This is a genomic window from Catellatospora coxensis (assembly GCF_016862635.1).
In the GTDB taxonomy this organism is placed as follows: domain Bacteria; phylum Actinomycetota; class Actinomycetes; order Mycobacteriales; family Micromonosporaceae; genus Catellatospora; species Catellatospora coxensis.
In genome coordinates this window covers 20,521-42,136 of record NZ_BONI01000036.1, presented here as the reverse complement: position 1 = coordinate 42,136, position 21,616 = coordinate 20,521, and the positions used below count along the sequence as shown (strand labels likewise).

Here is a 21,616-nt window from a genome sequence, read left to right as displayed (position 1 = left end):
GACGGGTTAAGAAGGGCACCTTTTACTACGCATAGCGATGAGAAGGTGCCCTTCCTTACATGGAAGGCAGTAGGCGGTATGTCGCCGGGGGCCGGTAGCCTGGGCGGGTGCCAGTTGACTCTTCCCATGATCTTTCCGTGCCCGAGAACGGGCGGCGGGTCGCGCTGCTGACCCTGGGCTGCGCCCGCAACGAGGTCGACTCGGAAGAGCTGGCCGCGCGCCTGGCGGCCGACGGCTGGCAGGTCAGCACCGACGGCGAGGGCGCGGACGTGGTCCTCGTCAACACCTGCGGCTTCGTCGAGAAGGCCAAGCAGGACTCGATCGACACGCTGCTGGCCGCCGCCGACACCGGCGCGAAGGTCGTCGCCGCGGGCTGCATGGCCGAGCGGTACGGCAACGAGCTGGCCAAGAGCCTGCCCGAGGCCGACGCGGTGCTCGGCTTCGACGACTACCCGTCGATCTCCGCCGCGCTCGGCTCGGTGCTGCGCGGGGAGAAGCACGACGCGCACACCCCGCGCGACCGCCGCAAACTCTTGCCGATCGCCCCGGCCGAGCGCCGCGAGACCGGCGTGATCGTGCCCGGCCACGCCGCGTTCACCAACGACTCGCGCGGCCGTGAGGCCGCGGTGGTCGACTCAGCCACCCCGGCGCACCTGCGGCCTGTGCTGCGGCACCGGCTCGACAAGAGCCCGGTGGCCTCGCTGAAGCTGGCCAGCGGCTGCGACCGCCGGTGCTCGTTCTGCGCCATCCCGGCGTTCCGCGGCTCGTTCGTCAGCCGTACGCCCGACGAGCTGCTGGCCGAGGCCGAGTGGCTGGCCGGCACGGGCGTCCGCGAGCTGGTGCTGGTCAGCGAGAACTCCACGTCGTACGGCAAGGACCTGGGCGACCCGCGGGCGCTGGAGAAGCTGCTGCCGCAGCTGGCCGCGATCAAGGGACTGGTCCGGGTGCGGGTGAGCTACCTGCAGCCCGCGGAGACCCGGCCCGGCCTGGTCGAGGCGATCGCCACCACACCGGGCGTCGCGCCGTACTTCGACCTGTCGTTCCAGCACTCGTCCGAGCCGGTGCTGCGCCGCATGCGGCGTTTCGGCTCCACCGAGCGGTTCCTGGAGCTGCTGGACAGCGCCCGCAAGCTCGCCCCCGAGGCCGGCGCGCGCAGCAACTTCATCGTCGGCTTCCCCGGCGAGACCCGCGCCGACTACGAGGAGCTGGTGCGCTTCGTCAGCGAGGCGCGCCTCGACGCGATCGGCGTGTTCGACTACAGCGACGAGGACGGCACCGAGGCCGCGACCATGGACGGCAAGGTGGGCACGAAGACGATCCGCGGCCGGTACGACCGGATGCTGAGCCTGGTCGAGGAGCTGTGCGGCCAGCGGGCCGAGGAGCGGCTGGGCAGCCTGGTGGACGTGCTCGTGGACACCACTGACGGTCGGACCGTCGAGGGCCGCGCCGCGCACCAGGCGCCGGAGGTGGACGGCTCGACCACGCTGGTCGCGGGGGAGGGCGGCGTCGACCTCGGCGCGCTGCACCCCGGTGACCTGGTGCGGGCCCGGGTGACCGGGACCGAGGGCGTGGACCTGGTCGCCGTACCGGTGGAAATGATCGACGCGGCTTCCGCCGGTCGGCCTGCGCTGGCCGTGGTGGCTGGTTAGCGTGTCTGCCGTGCAGGAACGTTCACGCCGGGTGCCACCGCTGCTCAACGCCGCCAACGTCCTCACGGTCGTGCGCATCGTGCTGGTGCCGGTCTTCGTGGCACTGGTGATCGTTTCTGGGATGACCGACAACCGCTGGCGGATCGCGGCCGCGATCACGTTCGGCGTCGCGTCGTTCACCGACTACGTCGACGGCTGGATCGCCCGGCGCTACGAGCTGGTCACCTCGTTCGGCAAGGTCGCCGACCCGATCGCGGACAAGGCCCTGACCGGTTCGGCGCTGGTCCTGCTGAGCTGGTACGACCTGCTCCCGTGGTGGGTCACCCTGGTCATCCTGGTCCGGGAGTGGGGCATCACGCTGCTGCGCTTCTGGGTCATCCGGTACGGCGTGATCGCGGCCAGCCGCGGCGGCAAGCTCAAGACCGTGCTCCAGATCGCGGCGATCGCCTGGTACCTGTGGCCGTTCCCGGCCCCGTGGTCGGCGGTCGGCCCGTGGCTGATGGGCGCGGCGCTGCTGGTGACCGTGGTCACGGGCGTCGACTACGTCGTGGCGGCGATCCGCCTGCGGCGCGGCGCGCTCCGCCCGGCCCCGTGATCGAGGCCTACCTGAGCCGGCTCGGGGTGCCCCGCCGGGCGCCCTCGGCGGCGTACCTGCGGGAGCTGCACCGGGCGCAGGTGACCCGGGTGCCGTACACCAACCTGGAGATCATGCTGGGCCGGCCCGGCACGGTCACCGCCGACGAGGCGCTGCGCCGGGTCACGGGCGGGGTGGGCGGCTACTGCTTCCACCTGAACGCGGCCTTCGCCGAGCTGCTGCGCGCGCTCGGCTTCACGATCACGCTGCACCGTGCCTACGTGGTGTCCGCCCTCGACGAGCTGGACGCCGCGCTGAACCACCTCGCCCTGCTGGTGCACGATCTGCCGGACCCGGCGAACCCGGGCGGGCGGTGGCTGGCCGACGCCGGGCTCGGGGACGCGCTGTTCGACCCGCTGCCGCTGGTCGACGGGGAGCACGTGCAGGGTCCTTTCGCGTACGCCCTGACGGCCTCGCCCCGGCCGGAGGCCGGCTGGCGGCTGCGCCACGACCCGGCCGGGTCCTTCGCGGCCTGCGACATCGCCGCCGCCCCGGCGGTGCTGGGCGACTTCGCGGCGGCGCACGCGCACCTGTCGACCTCGGTCGAGTCGCCGTTCACCCGGTTTCTCACGGCCCAGCGCCGCACCGCCACCGGGGTCGACATCCTGCGTGGCTGCACGCTGCTCGGCATCGACGCCGCGGGTCGGCGCGAGGAGCAGCTGACCACCCGGGAGCGCTGGCGGGAGGTGCTCGCCGAACTTTTCGCCCTGACCGGCGACGATCTGGACGAGTTGTGGCCCGGCGCGGTGGCCGCGCACGAGGAGTGGCTCGCCCGGCGGGCCGCCCAGGAAGCCGGGTCCTCCGCGGTGCCGGAATCCGCCGGTCACGTGCCTGCGGCGCGGGCGGCGGCGCGCCCGGCTCCGGACCTCGCCTCATGATCGACATTTCTGGACTGGTCGGCGTGCTGGCCGCGCGCGGGCAGACCGTCGCCGCGGCTGAGTCGCTGACCGGCGGGCTGCTCACCGCGACCCTGGTCACCGTGCCCGGGGTGAGCAAGGTGCTGCGGGGCGGGCTGGTGGTGTACGCCACCGACCTCAAGCACAGCCTGGCCGGGGTGGACGCCGCGCTGCTGGCCGAGCGGGGCCCGGTGGACCCGGACGTGGCGCTGGCACTGGCCCGGGGCGCCCGCGAGCGGTGCGGCGCGGACTGGGGCCTGGCCACCACCGGGGTCGCCGGACCGGGCCCGCAGGACGGGGTCCCCGCCGGGACGGTGTACGTCGCGCTGGCCGGCCCGGACGGTCAGGCCGAGGTCAACGAGCTGCACGTCGAGGGTGAGCGGCAGCACGTACGCGACACCGCGGTGGCGGCGGCCCTGGACCTGCTCGGCGCGGCGGTCATCGATCCGTAAGACGTGATCTCTTCGTGACCTGAGCGGGGTTTGGCCGAACTGCCGTAGTGTGTATGAAAGTGGCGTCGGCCGCCGAGAGACTTCGAGACCTGCCCCGGCGGGGCGGGGTGTCGAACTGGCATGAAGAGAGTACGGTTCTTGTCAGCCGTCGGTGACAACCGGCGGCTGAGCGCATATCAGCCGAGCGTCGTGACGGGGAAACAGTACAGGGGGTGCGAACATGGTGCTTCTGCGTCGAGTGATCGGTGATGCCCTCCGTGCCCGCCGGCAGGGGCAGCACCGCACCCTGCGTGAGGTATCCACCGCTGCCAACGTGAGTCTCGGATACCTGTCCGAGATCGAGCGGGGGCAGAAGGAGGCGTCCAGCGAGCTGCTGACCTCGATCTGCGACGCGCTGGGCGCGCGGCTGTCCGAGGTCCTGCGCGAGGTCAGTGACACCATGGCCGTCGCCGAGCAGGTCGAGGGCGTGCTCACGCCGCTGCCGCGCGGTGACCAGGCGGTGGCCGAGCTGGCCCACCGGCCGCGTACCGAGGTGGCCACCGACGGCCAGGTCTCGGTCACGGTCCGCCGGGACAATCCGCTGCGCACCACGCTGCGGACCACCCGGAACATGCGGCCGGGCAACGCCGGCAACGCGCGCGGCCGCGAGGTCGTCGGCGTCTGACCCGGCGGCCGGCCCGGCTCCGCTTCGTGGCCGGCCGGGTTCAGCGCCGTGCGCCGAGGCCGAGGGTGCTCTGCCGAGGGAAGATTCCCGAGCGGGCCAGCGCGACCGCTGGCGGCCCGACGAGCTGGGCGAGTCTGCCCGCGCCCGCCGTGCCCAGTGCCCGCCACGGTCCGGTGGCGAGTTGGTCGGTGAGCCGCTCGACCTCGTCGCGGCCGGCCCGGCCCGCCTCGGTGGCCAGCCCGTCGGTGTCGAGCCAGCCCCGGGCGGTCAGGCGCTCCCGAGCGGCCTGCCACTCCTGCGGGGTCCAACCGCGGCCGGCGAAGACCTCGACCGGTGCCGCGCCGATCGCCGCGAACGAGACCAGGGCCTCGCACGGGTCCAGCGCGGCGGCGAGCAGCGCCGCAAGGTGACCGTCGCCGCGATGCTCGCGCAGCACCGAGGCGGCCTGCCACAGCACCAGATGGGGCTCGTCGGGCCAGGGCAGGTCGGCGTTGGCGGCGGCCAGTGGGCGTCCCGCGGTGACGGCGGCCTCGGCGGCGCGGCGGGCCAGCGTGGCGGCCTCGGCCAGCTCCGGCGTGCCGACGAGGTCTGGCAGGAGTCCGCGCAGCGTACGGTCCACCGCCCGCAGCCTTGAGGCCAGCACGGTTTCCGGCGTGGCGGTGTCCCAGATCGCCGGAACGTAGTCGCGGATCATGGCCGCGCTGAAGCTGTAGTAGGTCGCGGCCACCAACTCGGGGCCTGCGGCGCCGAGCGGAGCCGAGCGCCACGTGAAGTAGCTCGGCCAGCGCGTGGCGGTGTCGTAGCCCAGCGCCGCGGCCTCCTCGTTCGCCTGGGGCGCGTAGTAGATCGCCGCGTGCACCGGCTCCAGCACCTGCCACATCTGGCGCACCAGCGCCGGGGCAACCGTCTCGCTCATCGCTGTTCCTCCCGCTTTCGTGCCACTGGCAATGCATCTTGACGTCGACAAGATTTCCAGGCACGCGTGAACTTGTCAATGCCTAGATTGCGTGCCGTTTCATCCGGCGCGGGCGCGTGCCCTCCGCCGCCTGTCGCGGCACCATCGCTGTGCGCCGCTACGTCTTTTTTGATGTGGCCACATCAAAAAAGACGTGACCTGCCATCAAGCCATGTGGTCTGGCGGCACCTCTCGCAGTTGATCATGAAGTTAGGGCGGCGACGCGCCGTCGAGCCGTGCCATAAGTTCATGATCAACGCGGAAGGGGGGGTGGGTGGGGTTAGGAGATGCGGAGGAGGTCGCCGGGGGTTACGGCGAGCATGACCACGGCGCGGCCGCCGTTGACGGCGATGGCGACGCGGTCGGCGGAGTCGGCGAAGACGACCAGGCCGCCGGACGGGGCGTCGGCGAACGTGGTGCCGCGGATCGCCCGGCAGCCGCCGACGGTGAGCCGGTCGGGGAGCTGTTCGAGGGCCGAGCCGGGGGCGGCGAGCTGCACGTTGCCGAAGCGGTCGACGGTCAGCACCTCGGCCTCCAGCCAGCCGTCGCCCCAGGCCACCACCGGCTCGGGCAGCACGACCAGGCTGTCCGGCGCGACTGGTGGGCCGGCGTCGGCGGGGTCCGCGCCGCGCGCCAGGCGGGCCGCGACCGGGGCGAACACGTCGCGGCCGTGGAAGGTGCGTGACACGTTGGGGGCGAACCAGTCCTCGCTGGCGAGTTCATACGCGGCGGACGGGCCGCCGAGCGCCTGCGCGGCCCAGATCAGCAGGCCGTTGTCGGGGCCCACCAGCAGGCCGCGGGGAGTCTGCACGACCACCGCGCGGCGCGGGGTGCCGACGCCCGGGTCGACGACCGCGAGGTGTACGGCGTCGGGCAGGTACGGCACGGTCTGGGCCAGCACCGCCGCGCCGCGGGTCACGTCGCCGGGCGCGATCAGGTGCGTCACGTCGATGACGCGGGCGGCCGGGGTGGTACGCGCGATCGTGCCGTGGCAGGCCGCGACGAAGCCGTCCGACAGACCGTAATCGGTCGTGAACGAGATGTAGTCGTATCCGGGCATGCCTAAGAAGGTAGACCGATCCGGGCCGTTGTCCACTATGGTCGCCGCGGCGAGCCGATCTCCTCCGGCGCCTCGGCGTCGACGGCCGGCTGCTCGGCGTCGCGTTGCGCGGGCACGGCAGGCGCTGCCGCGTCCGAGCCACGCGCGGCCGCCGCGCCGCGGCGCTGGATCTTCCGGAACAGCAGCAGTACAGGGATCGTGCAGATCAGCGGCCCGATGATGGCCAGCGGGCGGGTCAGCCACCAGCCCAGGTCCACGTCGGCGGGCTTGTCCATGTCGTAGCGCAGCCACAGCCAGGTCAGGAACAGGAACAGCGCCATGCCGGTGGTGTGCACCAGGTAGAGCGGCAGCGAGAACTCGTTGATCAGCTCGTTGACGCGCTTCCAGCGCGGGCGTTCCAGCAGGATCTGCATCCGGGGCCGCATCAGCTCGGCGAATCCGATCTGGAACAGCAGCAGCGCCACGATGACGAAGGTCGGCGGGGCCATGTTCGAGAAGCGCTCGCCCGGCACGCCGACCATGGAGCCCGGATACAGCCCGGAGCCGACGAGACCCACCAGGCCGAACAGCCCCGCCCAGAGCAGGGCCCAGTCGTTGCGGCGAGGCGAGTCGACCACGTTCTGGTAGAAGAAGCCCGCCTGGTGGGCCAGTCCCCAGACCAGCACCATGTTGAGCCAGCCGATGTCCTCCAGGCCCTTGCCGAAGCGGGCCACGTCGACCACCATCGCCGCGCCGGCCAGCCATACCAGGGCCAGCACCCCGACCTTCTTGTGCAGCCACAGGCCGATCGGCAGCAGGGCGATCAGCATCAGGTACACGCCGAGGAACCACAGCGGGCTGACGACGAGCTTCACCGCCCGGCCGACGCCGGTGAGGTTGAAGTAGCTGCCGATCAGGCCGCCCACCGCGATCCACAGCAGCAGCACGATGCCGGCCGGGATGAGCAGCTGGCGGATGCGCCGCCAGACGAACGCGCCCATGCTGACCCCGCGCGCCTGCGCCCGCTCCCAGCTGCGGATGTGCACGAAGCCGCCGATGAAGAAGAACAGCGGCATGACCTGGAACAGCCAGGTCGCCAGCCACAGGCCGCGGGTGAAGCCGAGCGGGCTGGTGGCGTGCGGGCCGTCGGCGCGCCAGTCGAGGATCGTGAACGCCCAGTGCCAGACCACGACCACGATCAGGCTCAACGCCCGGAGGAAGTCCACATAGGTGTCACGGCGCGCGGGGGCGGCGGCAGTGGTCATGAACCGCAGCATGCCACCGGCGCGGGGCGACCCGCCAGCGCGAATCCGACACGGGTTTCCCGGGTATTTCCCTGACGGCCGCCTCGGGGACCGCCCTCAGACGCGTAGGCGCAGCCCACCCGGGTGCTCGGAGAGCCGGTTGTCAGCCACGTAACCGCAGCCCGCGCGGGGTGATCCGGAAACCCGCCGCCTCCAGCGCCGCGCCCAGCGGGCTGCCGGTGACGGACTCGCCGTCGGCCCGTTCCACGGTCAGCGGCCCGAGCGCGCCGCTGGTCACCGCTTCGGTGAGCGACGCCGCCGCGGCGGCCATGACCGACTCGTCGTCGCTGAAGGACAGCAGGGTGCGCCCGCCGCGCTCGACGTACAGGGCGAGCGCGCCGGAGACCAGGACGACCAGGGCGCCCGCCTTGCGGCCGGGGCGGTGGCCCTCGGCGGTGTGCGGCCAGGGCAGTGCGGCGCCGTACGGGTTGGCGGGGTCGGTGGCGGCCAGCACCAGGGCGCGAGGGGAGCCGTCGCGGGTGTCGGCGTACGAGCGCAGCCGGTCCACCGCCCCGGGCAGCGCGAACTGGGCCGCGCCCAGCCCTTCCACGAAGTAGCCGCGCCGGGCCGCGCCCCGGTCCTCCAGGGCGGCCAGCACCGGGTACACGGCGGCGAACCCGCCGGGCTGGTTCTCGGCGGCGACCGCGCCCCGGATCACCACGCCGTACCGTTCCAGCAGCGCGTCGGCCAGGGCCGCGGCCCGCGCGGTCGGGTCGGTGTCCCGCTCGCCGAGCGCGTGCCAGCGGCCCGCCGCCGCGGGCAGGTGCGCCGGTCCCCTGGCGGCGGCCAGGGAACGGCCCCCGGTCAGGCTGGGCCGCCGGTAGCGGGCCCGGCCGGGCGTGGGTTTGGCCCGGTGCGCGCCGCCGCCGGACAGCCGCGCCCGCACCGGGGCGAGCGTGTCGTTGCCGACCAGCCCGGCCCAGACCAGGTCCCACAGCGCGGACAGCAGCTCGTCGTGCTCGGCTTCGATCTGGTCGGCGAGCTGCCGGAAGAACAGCGCGCCACCGCCGAGTGCCGACAGCAGCGACTCGTGCACCCCCGTCCGGGCGAGTTCGGTGGGCGGGGGCAGCAGCAGCGGGGCGGCGTCGGCGAAGGCCAGCACGATCCAGCCGTCGTTGCCGCCGATCGGCCCCGCGCCGGCCCAGACGACCTCGCCGGTGGCGCACAGTTCGTCCAGGTAGGAGGGCCGGTAGTCGGCGACCCGCGCGGGCAGCACCAGGCGCTCCAGGGCCGAGGCGGGCACCGGCACACCCTGGATCTGGTCGATGGCGGCGGCGACCGCGTCGATGCCTTCGCTGCGCCGCCCGATGTGCTGCCAGGCCGGCAGGAAGCGCCCCAGCACCTCCGGCGGCACCGGCTCGATCTCCTTGCGCAGCGCGGCCAGGCTGCGCCGCCGCAGGGTGCGCAGCACCTCCGCGTCGCACCATTCGATGAAGCCGCCGTCCGAGGACGCGGTGAACTCGCCCTGCACCAGCCGCCCCGAGGCGGACAGCCGCCGCAGCGTGTGCTCGACCACCGCGACGCCCAGCCCGAACCGGATCGCGCAGTCGTCGGCCCGGAACGGGCCGTTGGTGCGCGCGTACCGGCCGATCAGGTCGAGCAGGGGATCGGCGACCGCGGCCGTGTACGCGGCGGGCAGGCCCGGCGGCAGGGCCACGCCGAGGGCGTCGCGGTAGCGGCCGGCGTCCTCGGTGATGATGTAGCGCTCCTGACCGGCGACCCGGACCGCCAGGACGCGGCCGGTGCGGGCCAGCTCGTCGAGCCAGCCGGGCTCCACGCCGCGCTCGGTCAGCTCGCCGGGGGACAGGTCGCCGAGCTGGCGCAGCAGTTCGACGGTGTCCTCGGCGTCGCGCACCCGCCGGTCGGCCCAGCGCAGCCGCAGCGCGGTCGCCTCGATGACCTCGGGGTCCAGCAGCTCGCGCAGCTCCACCCGGCCCAGCAGCTCGCCGAGCAGCGTCGGGTCCAGGGACAGCGCGGCCGCCCGGCGCTCCGCCAGCGGGGTGTCCTCGCCGTACAGGAACGCGCCCACGTAGCCGAACAGCAGCGAGCGGGCGAACGGCGACGGCTGCGGCGTGGCCACCTCGACCATGCGGATCTTCCGGGCGGCGATGTCGCGCATCATCGCCGACAGCGACGGCAGGTCGAACACGTCGCGCAGGCACTCCCGGGCCGCCTCCAGGGTCACCGGGAAGTCCGGGTACTCCCGGGCCACGTCGAGCAGCTGGGCGGCGCGCTGGCGCTGCTGCCACAGCGGCTGCCGCCGGCCCGGGTCGCGGCGCGGCAGCAGCAGCGAGCGGGCCGCGCACTCGCGGAACCGGGACGCGAACAGCGCCGAGCCGCCGACCGTCTCGGCGACCAGCGGCTCGATCTCGTCGGCGTCGAAGGCGAACAGGTCCGCGCCCGGCGGCTCCTCGGCGGTCTCCGGCAGCCGGATCACGATGCCGTCGTCGGCGGCGTGCACCTGCGCGTCGACGCCGTACCGCTCGCGCAGCCGCTGCCCGATGGCCAGCGCCCACGGGGCGTTGACCGGCGCGCCGAGCACGTTGTGCAGCACGATGCGCCAGTCGCCCAGCTCGTCGCGGAAGCGCTCGACCAGCACGGTCCGGTCGTCCGGCAGGTGCCGGGTCGCCGCCCGCTGCTCCTCCAGGTACGCCGTGAGGTTGCCGACGGCGGACGGGTCGAGATTCTCCAGCCCGGACGGGTTACGCAGGAACGCGCCCAGCGCCTTGCCGAGCGCGACCGGCCGCCCCGCCTGGTCGCCCTTCCAGAAGGGCAGCCGGGCGGGCTGGCCCGGGGCGGGGGAGACCAGCACCCGGTCGGGCGTGATGTCCTCGATGCGCCAGGAGCTGGTGCCGAGCGCGAAGACGTCGCCGACGCGGGACTCGTACACCATCTCCTCGTCCAGCTCGCCGACCCGCGACGCCTTCTCCGAACCCGCCAGGAACACGCCGAACAGGCCGCGGTCGGGGATGGTGCCGCCGGAGGTGACCGCCAGGCGCTGGTTGCCGGGGCGGCCGGTGAGCTTGTCGGCGGCGCGGTCCCAGACGATGCGCGGGCGCAGCTCGGCGAAGGCCGTCGACGGGTAGCGCCCGGCCAGCATGTCCAGCACCGCGTGCAGCGCCGACTCGGGCAGCGCGGCGAACGGCGCGGCCCGGCGCACCAGCGTCGCCAGCTCCGCGACGGTCCACTCGTCCAGCGCCGTCATCGCCACGATGTGCTGGGCGAGCACGTCCAGCGGGCTGTGCGGGAAGGCCAGCGGCTCCAGCTTGCCGCCGGTCATCCGGCCCGCGACCACGGCGCAGGACAGCAGGTCGCCGCGGTGCGTCGGGAACACCACGCCACGCGAGACCGCGCCGACCTGGTGCCCGGCCCGGCCCACCCGCTGCAGCCCGGCGGCCACGCTGGGCGGCGCGCCGACCTGCACGACCAGGTCGACCGCGCCCATGTCGATGCCGAGTTCGAGGCTGGAGGTGGCCACCACGGCGGGCAGCCGCCCGGACTTCAGCTCCTCCTCGATCTGCTTGCGCTCCTCCTTGGAGACCGAGCCGTGGTGCGCGCGGGCGATCTGCGGCGCGGCCCCGTACGACGCGCCGGACTGGGCCATGATCTGCGCGGGCGGCGGCACGGCCGTGACCAGCCGCTCGGCCGCCAGCTCGTTGAGCCGGGCGCAGAGGCGCTCCGCGCCGCGGCGGGAGTTGGTGAACACGATGGTGCTGCGGTGCTCGCCGATCAGCTCGTACACCCGCTCCTCGACGGCGGGCCAGATCGAGGCCCGGCGCGGGCCCTCGTCGTCGGCGTGGCCCTCGTCGAGCGCGGTCATGTCCTCGACCGGCACCTCGACGCTGACCTCGATGGTCTTGGCGGACTTCGGCTGCACCACGTGCACCGGCGCGGCCCCGCCGAGGAACTGCGCCGCCGCCTCGACCGGCTCGACCGTGGCGGACAGGCCGATCCGCTGCGCGGGTTTCGTCAGCAGGGCGTCCAGCCGCTCCAGGGACAGGGCCAGGTGCGCGCCGCGCTTGGTGCCGGTGACCGCGTGCACCTCGTCGACGATCACCGTCTCGACGCCGCGCAGGGAGTCCCGCGCCTGCGAGGTGAGCAGCAGGAACAGCGACTCGGGGGTGGTGATGAGGATGTCCGGGGGCCGCCGGTGGAAGGTGCGGCGTTCCTCCACGGGTGTGTCGCCCGTACGCATGCCGACCGTGATGTCCGGTTCGGCCAGGCCGAGCCGGGCCGCGGCGTGCCGGATGCCGGTGAGCGGGGTGCGCAGGTTGCGCTCGACGTCCACGGCCAGCGCCTTGAGCGGGCTGACGTAGAGCACGCGGCAGCGCCGGGTCGGGTCCTCGGGCAGCGGCTCGTGGGCGAGCCGGTCCAGCGCCCACAGGAACGCCGCCAGCGTCTTGCCGGAGCCCGTCGGGGCCACCACCAGGGCGTGGTCACCGGCGCTGACGGCCTTCCAGGCGCCCGCCTGGGCCGGGGTGGGGGCGGCGAAGGCCGCGTCGAACCAGGCCTGCGTGGCAGGGCCGAACGGGGCGGCGGGCGTGTTCATCACGACCATCCTGCCCCCCGCCACCGACAATCGCCTGGCACACGTTTCGCGTCTCGTACGGGTGATGCCGCAGGTGAGGCGTTAACCACACGCCCCGCGGGGGTAGGCCCAGTGAGTGAGACGGTTTCGTTGGGAGTCTTGCCCGGATGCGCCCGAATCACGTACCGTCTTGCTCACGATGAGTAGTCCATCGAACACGGTGTGCGGAGGGTGAGCATGACCGAACGACAGACCACACCGGCAGTCGACAGGAAGAACAGCCGCCACGAATCGGACGTCCTGCTGCGCCAGCTCGACGGGCACCTCGCCCGGCTGCAGGCGGGCCAGTCCCAGCACTCCGGCCACGAACTGGCCCTGGCCGAGCGCATCGCGGCGCACCTGCGCCAGCTGATCCGCGACACCGTGCGCGCCAGCGCCGTCGACCGCGCCCGGGTGCGCGCGGCCGTGCACTACTTCGTGGTGCGCAACCGCGACGCCCGGCACCCGCACACGCACGCGCGCCCCGCGCACGTCGACGTGTGGGTGGTCAACGACATCATCCGCGACCTCGGCCGCCATGACCTGCTGATCCCGGAGCCGGCCATCGCCTGAGCCCCGCCCAGCCCCGTCGACGCGCGACCGGCCCTCGAGCCGACCGCCGTTTTTTGTGGACGTCGGCGCCGCCCTTTTCATAGACGTTGGCCTATCACATCGACTTTGGGTCGCCGATTTTCGATGGGATAGGCCAACGTCTTTGCGGGTACGGGACGCGACGGCGGCGCGACCGTCGGGGTGCCGTCGGGGGTGCGCGGGGGCGGTCAGCTCAGGGATGAGGTGGCGAGTTTGGCGCCGAAGCCGACGAACAGGGCGCCGATGGCGCTGGTGCCGGCCGCGGCCAGCCGGCGCCGGCTGCGGAACGCGGCGGCCAGCCGGTTGCCGCTGAAGATCAGCGCGCTGAGGTAGAGGGCGCTGCAGATCTGCACGATGATCGCCAGCAGCAGGAACGACACGGCGGGGTAGGCGTACCCCGGGTCGACGAACTGGATGAAGAACGAGACGAAGAACAGGATCGCCTTCGGGTTCATCAGGCTGATCGTGAACGCCCGCCGGAACGCGTTCTCCGCCTTCGGCTCGGGTTCGGGCGTCTCCGTCGCGACCCGGCCCGCGGAGCGGTCGCGCCAGCCGCGGATCGCGCCGTACAGCATCTTCACGCCGACGAAGCCGAGGTACGCGGCACCGGCGTACTTGACGACCATGAACAGTGCGGGCACCGCGCGCAGCAGGGACGCCATGCCGGCCGCCGAGACCAGCATGAGCACGCCGTCGCCGCAGAAGACGCCCATCGCCCCGCGGTAGCCCTGGCGCACGCCGCGACGGGCCGCGACGGCCAGCACGTACAGGGAGTTCGGGCCGGGCAGCAGGACGATCGCGATCGTGCCGAGCACATAGGTGTAAAGGTCTGTAACGCCGAGCATGCCTTACATCCTCTCGTGCCCGACCCGTTCCCTACCTCGTCCGATAGGCCACCTCGGGCAGTGCCCTACGTCACCCGCGAGCCCGCCCGGCGGCGAGAATCCGCCGGAATTCCGGCCGCCGGGGTTCGGTCGAGTCCGCGATGGCGGGCCGGCGCGGAGGCCGTGCCCGCGCCGGCCCGCCATCGCGGACGACACCGCAGCTCACGGCGGGTGCCACGTTAAGAAGGTGCCCTTCCGCTACGCGGAGCGATGTGCAGGTGCCCTTCCTTCGAGGTGGTGGCGGGCGGCGGGCCATTCGGCGGCGAGCATGGAGTAGGTGACGGTGTCGCGCCACTGGCCGTCGTGGTGCATGCGGTGATGGCGCAGGACGCCCTCGCGCTGCGCGCCGAGGCGGGCGATGGCGGCCTGGGAGCGCAGGTTGTTGTGGTGGGTGTGCCACTCGACGCGCTCGGCGCCGAGGACGTCGAAGGCGCGTACGAGCAGGAGGAGCTTGGACTCGTTGTTGACGCCGGTGCGCCAGGCCTTGCGGCCCAGGAAGGTGTGGCCGATGCCGAGCTGGCGGCGTACCGGGTCGACGGCGTAGTAGGAGGTGGTGCCGAGGATCTCGCCGGTGGCGGTGGACCGCTGCACCCACGGGACGCGCTCGCCGCGGGCCTGCATGGCCAGCGCCTCGGCGACCACGGCGGCCATCTCGTCGCGGTGGCGCGGGGCGGGGTTGTGCAGCCAGCGCCACACCTCCTCGTCGTTGCCGGCCGCGGCGTACAGGCCGTCGACGTGGGACATGTCCAGCGGTTCCAGGGTGACCAGGGAGCCGCGCAGCATCACCGGCTCGTGCCAGGGGCTGCGGTCGGCGCGCAGGTAGGCGGGGGCGGGCACGGTGACGCCGGGCGCGGGTTCGGCGGGGCCGGCGACGACCCGCAGCGGCAGTACGCCTGCCCAGTGCGGCAGGGACAGGTCTTCCTCGTCGTCGCCGGCGGTGCCGGTGCGGGCGCGCACCGAGACCTCGTCGAGCGGGAGGGCGAGCAGCGCCGTCTGGGCCAGTTCCTTGGCAGACGGGGGACGGGTGCGGGCGGCGTGGCCCTCGCCGATCTTCTCGGCCAGCGCCGTGAAGACGCGCAGCTTCTCCTGCTCGTCGGTGACCAGGGTGGCGGTGCCGTGCGCGATGACCGAGCGGTAGTTGGCGCTGTGGTGGAACTGTGAGCGGGCCAGCACCAGGCCGTCCAGGTGGGTGACGCAGGCGGCGACGCGCAGGCCGGAGCGGGCCTGCAAACCCATCCGGCCGCCGCTGGAGCCGTGCAGGTAGAGCGTGTCGTCGACGCGGATGTGCAGGGTGGGCAGCGCCCGGGGCTCGCCGTCGAGCACGAAGGAGAGGGTGCAGTGCCAGGCTTCGTCGAGGATCGCGTGCGCGGCGCTGCGCTCGTAGGACATGCGCTCGCGCATCCGCAGTGCGGTGGTGCGCGAGGTCTGCGGGTAGGTGGTCACGCCCGCCTCCTTGACTCGAATACTGTACTAGTACATAGTTGCCTTTGTGTCAGTACGATATCCGATCACCGGGGGCACGGCAACGGCGATCGCGTCCTGCGTCGAGGAGGGCGTGCGCCGCGGGGCGCTCGCGCCCGGGGACGCGCTGCCCAGCGTGCGGGCGCTGGCCGAGGAGCTGTCCGTCAGCCCGGCCACCGTCGCGGCCGCCTACCAGCGGCTGCGTGACCGGGGCATCGTGGTGACCGCGGGCCGCCGCGGCACCCGGGTGCGCCCGGTGACCCCGATCGCGACCGGCCGGGCGGCGCGCGCCGTGCCCGAGGGGATGCGTGACCTCTCCGACGGCGAGCCGTACCCGGCCCTGCTGCCCGACCTCGCCCCGGTGCTGCGGCGCGTGGCGGACTCGTTCGCCGCCGGTGCGGCCCCGCTGCGCTACGCGGACGGCGGGCCGCTGCCCGAGCTGCTCGAATACGCCCGGACGCGGTTGCCGGAGTTGCCGGACGGTGCGGCGTACACCCTGGTCAGTGGGGCTTTGGATGGGATCGACCGGCTGCTCGGCGAGCGGCTGCGGCCCGGCGACAAGGTCGCCGTCGAGGATCCCGGCTGGGCGGCGCTGCTGCACCTGATCGCGGCGCAGGGCCTGGTGCCGGTGTCCATGCCGGTCGACGACGACGGGCCGCTGCCGGACGGGGTGCGCGCGGCCGTCGCGGCCGGTGCGCGCGCCGCGGTGATCACGACGCGGGCGCAGAACCCGACCGGCGGCGCGGTGAGCGCCGCGCGGGCGGCCGAGCTGCGGCCGCTGCTGCGCGACGTGTTCGTGATCGAGGACGACCACGCCGGGGAGCTCGCCGCGGTGCCGTCGCACCCGGTCGCGGGCGGGGCGCACTGGGCCTACCTGCGCAGCGCCAGCAAGCCGTACGGTCCCGACCTGCGCTGTGCCGTGCTCGCCGGGGATCCGGAGACGGTGTCGCGGGTGGAGGGGCGGCTGCGGCTCGGGCCGGGCTGGGTGTCGGGGCTGCTCCAGCGGACCCTGCTGGAGCTGTGGCGGGACCCGGCGGCGCAGCGCACCGTGGCGGCGGCCGGGCGGGTGTACGACGAGCGCCGGGACGCCCTGGTCGCGGCGTTGCGCCGGCGGGGGGTGGCGGCGAGCGGGCGGACCGGGATCAACGTGTGGGTGCCGGTGCCCGACGAGACCGGGGTGGTCACCGCGTTGCGGGACGCCGGGTTCGCGGTGGCCCCGGGGCACGTGTTCCGCACCGCCGCCGGGGCCGGGATCCGGGTCACGATCGCGACGCTGCGCGCCGACGAGGTGGAGCCGCTGGCCGCGGCCGTGGCCGCCGCCGTGCTCCCGCCCCCGGGCGCCGTGCTGCGCTGACCCGGCTTGTCATCGACGTTGGCCTATCACATCGACTCCGGGTCGCGGATACTCGACGTGATAGGCCAACGTCGATTGAAGTGCGGGCCGGTCAGCCGAAGAGGTCCTCGAAGAAGGACTCCTGGTGCTTGTGCTTCTTGTGGTGGCCGTGGCCGTGGTCGTCGTAGCGGTGCTGGTCGTGGCGGGGGTACGAGTCGTGGTGGCCGTGCTGCTGCTGCGGGGGCGGCGGGGCCTGCTGCCTGCTGCCGTGCCAGGCGTTCTCGGCCGCGGTCAGCCGCTCCAGCTCACCGCGGTCGAGGAAGATGCCGCGGCAGTCGGTGCACTGGTCGACGGTGACGCCGTTGCGCTCGTACTGCCGCATCTGTCCGTGGCATTTCGGGCATGTCATCTGCATGCGCCCGAGCCTAGCGAGTCGCGTCCAGAGTCGATCATGGGTAATCCTCGGGCCGGGAGCCGGGACGGGCCGTACGGTGACGGCATGACGACGTTACACGGCGAGCGGGTCACGCTGCGGCCGGCCGGCCCGGAGGACGTGGACGGCCTCGCCGCGATCCGGGCCACGCCGGAGGTCCGCGTCCGGTGGCAGGGCGAGGATCTCGCCGCGGAGATCAAGGACGACCTGGCCGATCCCGATCTCGAACTGCTGGCGATCGAGCACGAGGGCCGGGTCGTCGGCGCCATCCAGTGGCACGAGGAGACCGACGCCATGTACCGCCACGCGGGCATGGACCTCTACCTCGACCCCGGGGTGCACGGCCGCGGCCTGGGCACCGACGCGGTACGCACGCTGTCCCGGCACCTGATCCACGAGCTGGGGCACCACCGGCTGGTGATCGACCCCGCCGCGGACAACACCGCGGCCATCGCCTGCTACGCCAAGGTCGGCTTCCAGCCGGTGGGCGTGATGCGCCGGTACGAACTCGGCCCCGACGGCTCCTGGCACGACGGCCTCCTGATGGACCTGCTCCCCGAGGACCTGCGCTAGGGGCGGGGGCGGGGCGGCGCGGACGGGCCCGGTCGGGCAAGGTAGGGGAAGCGCCCACACCCCTTACGCCCCCGGGAGCCCCTCATGACGTCCGCCGTCGCCGCGCACAGCGCGGTCCAGGCCAGGACCATTCGCCTGCTCATGGTCGTCGAGGTCGTCAGCGGCCTGGGCGTGGCCATGGGCATCTCGGTCGGCGCGCTGCTCACCCGGGCGATGGCGGGCACCGCCCTGTCCGGGGTGGCGCAGAGCGCGGCGGTGGTCGGCGGCGGTGTGCTGGCCGTGCCGGCCGCGACCCTGATGAGCCGGTACGGCAGGCGGCCCGGCCTGGCCCTGTGCTATCTCACCGGCGCGGTGGGCGGGGTGGCGGTGCTGGCCTCGGCGGCGCTCGACTCGATCCCGCTGCTGTTCGTCGGCTTCTTCCTGTTCGGCGCGGGCAGCACGGCGAAGCTGCAGTCCCGGTACGCCGCCACCGACCTGGCCGAGCCGCAGCGCCGGGGCCGCCAGCTGTCACTGGTGGTGTGGTCCACCACGTTCGGCGCGGTGATCGGCCCGAACCTGGCCGCCCCGCTGGGCGGCTCGCTGTCCCGGTTCGGCATCCCGGAGCTGGCGGGCCCGTTCGCCTTCGCCTCCGCCTCGTTCCTGCTCAGCGCCCTGCTGCTCACCCTGTTCCTGCGCCCCGACCCGCTGCTGCTCGCGCAGACCGCGGCCGGTGTGCGCACCCCGGCGGACCAGACCACGGCGACCGCCGGAGCGGCGCTGCCCGCGGGCGCGCCGGTCTCCGGAGGTGCGGCGGCCGGTGGCGTCGCGGCGGCGGCAGGGCAAGGCGCGGCCGACAGGGTGGCGGGCGGTGGCCCGGCCGAGCGGCACACGCTGGGCTCGGCGGCGCGGGCGGTGCTGGCCTCGCCGGCGGCCCGGCTGGGCATGACCGCGATGGCGCTGGGCCACCTGGTCATGGTCGCGGTGATGGCGATGACGCCGGTGCACATCGGCGAGACCCACAGCGCTCCGGACACCCTGCGTATCGTCGGCTTCGTGCTGAGCGTGCACGTGGCCGGCATGTACGGCCTGTCGCCGGTGGTGGGCTGGCTCACCGATCGGGTCGGCCGGGTGCCGGTGATCCTGGGCGGGGTGGCGCTGCTCATCGCCGCGTGCGCGCTCGCCGCGACCGCGGGCCACGACACGGCGCTGCTCACGGTGGCGCTGCTGACGCTGGGGCTCGGCTGGTCCGGGACCATGGTGGCCGGCTCGACGCTGTTCACCGAGTCGCTGCCGGCGGCGGTCAAGCCCCGCGCGCAGGGGCTGTCCGACCTGGTGACCGGGCTGTCCGGGGCGAGCGCCGGGGTGCTGTCCGGGATCGTCGTCGAGCTGGCCGGGTATCCGGTGCTGGCCCTGCTCGCGGCGCTGACCACGATCCCGCTGATCGCGCTGGCGCTGCGGCCCGCGACGCTCGCGGCGGTGAAGGTGGCAGACTAGCCCGATGCGACGGACCGACTTCTACGAACGGCTGACCGAGGTCTTCGGCCCGACCTACGCCGCCAGCGTCGCCGCCGACCAGGTGCTGCCGCAGCTGGGCGGGCGGACGATCGACACCGCCCTGGCCGACGGTGAGGAAGTGCACGTGATCTGGCGTGCCGTGTGCGACCAGTACGCCGAACGGGTGCCCGGCCGCCTGCGCTGACCGGTTTGCGTGTGCGAGCACACCTACGGCGTGGCAGGATGGCGCTCGTACACGTGTTCGGCTATCGTCCACAACCAGTGCTTTGGCATGCCGCGGTTGTCCACAGGCTCGGCGTGCCCGTATCGCCTTTGTCGGACCCAGCGCCTAGCGTGTCGGCGTGACGAAGAAGGCTGCGAAGTCGGCGACTGACAGTGCCCTAAAAGAGGTGGCGACGAAGATGGCGGCTAATCCCGATAAGAGCAAGGCTCTCGACCTGGCGCTCGCCCAGATCGACAAGCAGTTCGGCAAGGGCTCGGTGATGCGCCTCGGCGAGCGGCCGCAGGTGCAGATGGCGATCATCCCCACCGGCTCGATCGCGCTGGACGTGGCGCTGGGCATCGGCGGCCTGCCGCGCGGGCGCATCGTCGAGATCTACGGCCCGGAGTCCAGCGGCAAGACCTCGCTGGCCCTGCACGCCATCGCGAACGTGCAGCGCTCCGGCGGCATCGCGGCGATCATCGACGCCGAGCACGCCCTCGACCCGGAGTACGCCAAGGCCCTCGGCGTCGACACCGACGCCCTGCTGGTCTCCCAGCCGGACACCGGTGAGCAGGCGCTGGAGATCGCGGACATGCTGGTCCGCTCCGGCGCGCTGGACCTGATCGTGATCGACTCGGTGGCGGCGCTGGTGCCCCGCGCCGAGATCGAGGGTGAGATGGGTGACAGCCACGTCGGTCTGCAGGCCCGCCTCATGAGCCAGGCGCTGCGCAAGATGACCGGTGGCCTGCACAGCTCCAACACCACCGCGATCTTCATCAACCAGCTGCGCGAGAAGATCGGCGTCATGTTCGGCAGCCCGGAGACCACCACCGGTGGCAAGGCGCTGAAGTTCTACGCCTCGGTGCGCATGGACATCCGCCGCATCGAGAGCCTGAAGGACGGCACCGAGGTCGTGGGTAACCGCACCCGCGTCAAGGTCGTCAAGAACAAGGTCGCCTCGCCGTTCAAGCAGGCCGAGTTCGACATCATGTACGGCAAGGGCATCTCGCGCGAGGGTTCGCTGATCGACGTGGGCGTCGAGCAGAACATCATCCGCAAGGCCGGCGCCTGGTACACGTACGAGGGCGACCAGCTGGGCCAGGGCAAGGAGAAGGCGCGCGAGTTCCTCAAGGAGAACCCGGACGTCGCCGCCGAGATCGAGAAGAAGATCCTGGAGAAGCTGGGCGTCGGCCAGTCGAGCGTGTCGGACGCCGCGGGCGGCCCGGCGCTGCCGCCGGTCGACTTCTGATCGGCGCCTGAGGCCGGACAGACCCATGGTGGGACGACGCCGCGGTGCGCGCACCGGCCGGGGATGGGACGCGAAACCGCCCGCCCCGGCCCGCCCCGCGCGCCCCGGCGACGACCCCGAAGGCTGGACCGGGCCGCCGGACGACGACGCGTCGGCCGGCCGCCGTCCGGCGGGTCGGTTCGGGTCGGCCTCCGGCGACGGCCCGGCCGGTGACGACGGGTCGCCGCGGGCCGAGCGGGCCGCGAAGCGCCAGGCGCAGCGGGACCCGCACGAGGTCGCGCGGGAGATCTGCCTGCGGCAGCTCGCGGTGCGACCGCGCACCCGGGCGGAGCTGGCCGCCGCGATGCGGGCCAAGGACGTGGCCGACGAGGTCGCCGAGGCGGTGCTGGACCGCTACGACGAGGTCGGCATGATCGACGATGCGGCGTTCGCCCGGGCCTGGGTGTCCAGCCGCCATCACGGCAAGGGGCTGGCGTCCCGGGCGCTGGGGCAGGAGCTGCGGCGGCGCGGCGTGGACGCCGAGGTGGTCACCGAGGCGCTGGCCGAGCTCGACGACGAGACCCAGGCGCAGACGGCGTACGAGCTGGCGGTGCGCAAGCTGCGTACGACGCGGGGCGAGCCGGACGCGGTGTTCCGGCGGGTGGTGGGCGCGCTGGCGCGCAAGGGCTATCCGGGCGGGATCGCGGTGCGGGCCGTGAAGGACGCCCTGGCCGCCCGCAGCGCCGAGGACGCGGAGCTGGCGGAGCTGCTCGACCCCGACCTTTTCGACACGCCGGAGCAGTGATTTTCTCGGCCTTCGGTCGGGTTCGCGACACGCCGGGCGCGGCGCGGGTTCGCCGGTCAGGTCACGGTTCGGCATCGGTGGGCTGCGTGACAACCGGACACAATGGGCGATGCGTCCGTCTTGGTGTCCGATCATGAGTTCTTGACCGGACCGCCATCGGCAACCTAGCCTCGCAGGAGAGGTATCACCGACCAGTACGTGTTAAACCACACAACATAGAACGTGTAACAGTACGACAACAGTTTTGCCTGGTGAGGATACGCGCAGCCGCTGTACCCCTGCGGCTGCCTACATGTAGTCGCAGCTCAGGGCCGTTGAAGCGGTTCGCGGGCTTTGGTGCGCCGGTCGCATCCGCCGAAAGGGCGGGTGTCGCCGGGCCGTGCCGTGCGCGTCGTGTGACGGGTCCGCACAGCTGGTCGGGTTGCCTCCGCGCCGTCACACCGTGTCGGCGG

19 protein-coding genes are annotated in these 21,616 nt (G+C 73.3%); 12 read left to right on the top strand and 7 right to left on the bottom strand.

Annotated features, from left to right (window positions below; all coding sequences use genetic code 11):
- Positions 1-137: 137 nt before the first annotated feature.
- The 5 genes from rimO to Cco03nite_RS21300 all read left to right on the top strand — a co-directional run bounded on the left by rimO (position 138) and on the right by Cco03nite_RS21300 (position 4,295).
- The gene (gene rimO, locus Cco03nite_RS21320; RefSeq protein WP_203693922.1) at positions 138-1,649 is read left to right on the top strand and encodes a 30S ribosomal protein S12 methylthiotransferase RimO; all 1,512 of its coding nucleotides are present in this window, start codon (positions 138-140) and stop codon (positions 1,647-1,649) included.
- 10 nt (positions 1,650-1,659) lie between these two features.
- Positions 1,660-2,244, top strand: a complete 585-nt coding sequence (gene pgsA / locus Cco03nite_RS21315; RefSeq protein ID WP_203693921.1) for a CDP-diacylglycerol--glycerol-3-phosphate 3-phosphatidyltransferase — start codon at positions 1,660-1,662, stop codon at positions 2,242-2,244.
- Entirely contained in the window at positions 2,241-3,161 is a 921-nt protein-coding gene (locus Cco03nite_RS21310) for an arylamine N-acetyltransferase family protein (protein ID WP_203693920.1), read from the top strand. The genes pgsA and Cco03nite_RS21310 overlap by 4 nt, the downstream gene beginning before the upstream one ends.
- Positions 3,158-3,631 (top strand): CinA family protein, encoded by a 474-nt coding sequence (locus Cco03nite_RS21305; RefSeq protein ID WP_203693919.1) that lies wholly within the window; start codon positions 3,158-3,160, stop codon positions 3,629-3,631. The genes Cco03nite_RS21310 and Cco03nite_RS21305 overlap by 4 nt, the downstream gene beginning before the upstream one ends.
- Positions 3,632-3,851: 220 nt before the next feature.
- Complete coding sequence (locus Cco03nite_RS21300) at positions 3,852-4,295, top strand: helix-turn-helix domain-containing protein (protein WP_203693918.1); 444 nt, start codon at positions 3,852-3,854, stop codon at positions 4,293-4,295.
- A 40-nt stretch (positions 4,296-4,335) separates the two neighbouring features.
- Here the strand turns inward: Cco03nite_RS21300 and Cco03nite_RS21295 are convergent, their stop codons facing one another.
- From Cco03nite_RS21295 to Cco03nite_RS21280, 4 genes are all read right to left on the bottom strand, one after another.
- Entirely contained in the window at positions 4,336-5,211 is an 876-nt protein-coding gene (locus Cco03nite_RS21295) for an SCO6745 family protein (RefSeq protein ID WP_203693917.1), read from the bottom strand.
- Positions 5,212-5,530: 319 nt separating this feature from the next.
- Entirely contained in the window at positions 5,531-6,310 is a 780-nt protein-coding gene (locus Cco03nite_RS21290) for an SAM hydrolase/SAM-dependent halogenase family protein (protein WP_203693916.1), read from the bottom strand.
- A 35-nt stretch (positions 6,311-6,345) separates the two neighbouring features.
- The gene (locus Cco03nite_RS21285; protein ID WP_203693915.1) at positions 6,346-7,554 is read right to left on the bottom strand and encodes an acyltransferase family protein; all 1,209 of its coding nucleotides are present in this window, start codon (positions 7,552-7,554) and stop codon (positions 6,346-6,348) included.
- 142 nt (positions 7,555-7,696) lie between these two features.
- On the bottom strand, positions 7,697-12,151 hold the full coding sequence (locus Cco03nite_RS21280; protein WP_203693964.1) for an ATP-dependent helicase: 4,455 nt from the start codon (positions 12,149-12,151) through the stop codon (positions 7,697-7,699).
- A 207-nt stretch (positions 12,152-12,358) separates the two neighbouring features.
- Here Cco03nite_RS21280 and Cco03nite_RS21275 point away from each other — a divergent pair, with 207 nt between their 5' ends.
- Positions 12,359-12,733 (top strand): hypothetical protein, encoded by a 375-nt coding sequence (locus tag Cco03nite_RS21275; protein WP_203693914.1) that lies wholly within the window; start codon positions 12,359-12,361, stop codon positions 12,731-12,733.
- A gap of 206 nt (positions 12,734-12,939) precedes the next feature.
- On the opposite strand, the gene leuE is transcribed toward Cco03nite_RS21275, so the two are convergent.
- Together leuE and Cco03nite_RS21265 are read right to left on the bottom strand one after the other, a co-directional pair.
- Positions 12,940-13,596 carry a leucine efflux protein LeuE gene (gene leuE / locus Cco03nite_RS21270; protein WP_203693913.1) on the bottom strand — a complete coding sequence of 219 codons (657 nt, stop codon included), beginning with the start codon at positions 13,594-13,596 and terminating at the stop codon, positions 12,940-12,942.
- 237 nt (positions 13,597-13,833) lie between these two features.
- Positions 13,834-15,036, bottom strand: coding sequence for a bifunctional pyridoxamine 5'-phosphate oxidase family protein/GNAT family N-acetyltransferase (locus tag Cco03nite_RS21265; protein ID WP_203693963.1), 1,203 nt, complete (start codon positions 15,034-15,036; stop codon positions 13,834-13,836).
- 88 nt (positions 15,037-15,124) lie between these two features.
- Here Cco03nite_RS21265 and Cco03nite_RS21260 point away from each other — a divergent pair, with 88 nt between their 5' ends.
- The gene (locus Cco03nite_RS21260) at positions 15,125-16,450 is read left to right on the top strand and encodes an aminotransferase class I/II-fold pyridoxal phosphate-dependent enzyme (RefSeq protein WP_203693912.1); all 1,326 of its coding nucleotides are present in this window, start codon (positions 15,125-15,127) and stop codon (positions 16,448-16,450) included.
- A gap of 91 nt (positions 16,451-16,541) precedes the next feature.
- Here Cco03nite_RS21260 and Cco03nite_RS21255 read toward each other — a convergent pair whose 3' ends face one another.
- A complete protein-coding gene (locus Cco03nite_RS21255; RefSeq protein WP_203693911.1) occupies positions 16,542-16,844 on the bottom strand; it encodes a TFIIB-type zinc ribbon-containing protein in 303 nt (100 codons plus the stop codon).
- Between the two features lie 84 nt (positions 16,845-16,928).
- Here Cco03nite_RS21255 and Cco03nite_RS21250 point away from each other — a divergent pair, with 84 nt between their 5' ends.
- The 5 genes from Cco03nite_RS21250 (at position 16,929) to Cco03nite_RS21230 (ending at position 21,164) form a co-directional block, all read left to right on the top strand.
- Positions 16,929-17,435: a GNAT family N-acetyltransferase gene (locus Cco03nite_RS21250; RefSeq protein WP_203693910.1), complete on the top strand. Its 507-nt coding sequence runs from the start codon at positions 16,929-16,931 to the stop codon at positions 17,433-17,435.
- Positions 17,436-17,519: 84 nt separating this feature from the next.
- Positions 17,520-18,908: an MFS transporter gene (locus tag Cco03nite_RS21245; RefSeq protein ID WP_239167533.1), complete on the top strand. Its 1,389-nt coding sequence runs from the start codon at positions 17,520-17,522 to the stop codon at positions 18,906-18,908.
- 4 nt (positions 18,909-18,912) lie between these two features.
- Entirely contained in the window at positions 18,913-19,113 is a 201-nt protein-coding gene (locus Cco03nite_RS21240; protein WP_203693909.1) for a DUF3046 domain-containing protein, read from the top strand.
- A gap of 217 nt (positions 19,114-19,330) precedes the next feature.
- Positions 19,331-20,380 carry a recombinase RecA gene (recA, locus tag Cco03nite_RS21235; RefSeq protein WP_203693961.1) on the top strand — a complete coding sequence of 350 codons (1,050 nt, stop codon included), beginning with the start codon at positions 19,331-19,333 and terminating at the stop codon, positions 20,378-20,380.
- A 25-nt stretch (positions 20,381-20,405) separates the two neighbouring features.
- Complete coding sequence (locus tag Cco03nite_RS21230) at positions 20,406-21,164, top strand: regulatory protein RecX (protein WP_203693908.1); 759 nt, start codon at positions 20,406-20,408, stop codon at positions 21,162-21,164.
- Positions 21,165-21,616 lie beyond the last annotated feature (452 nt).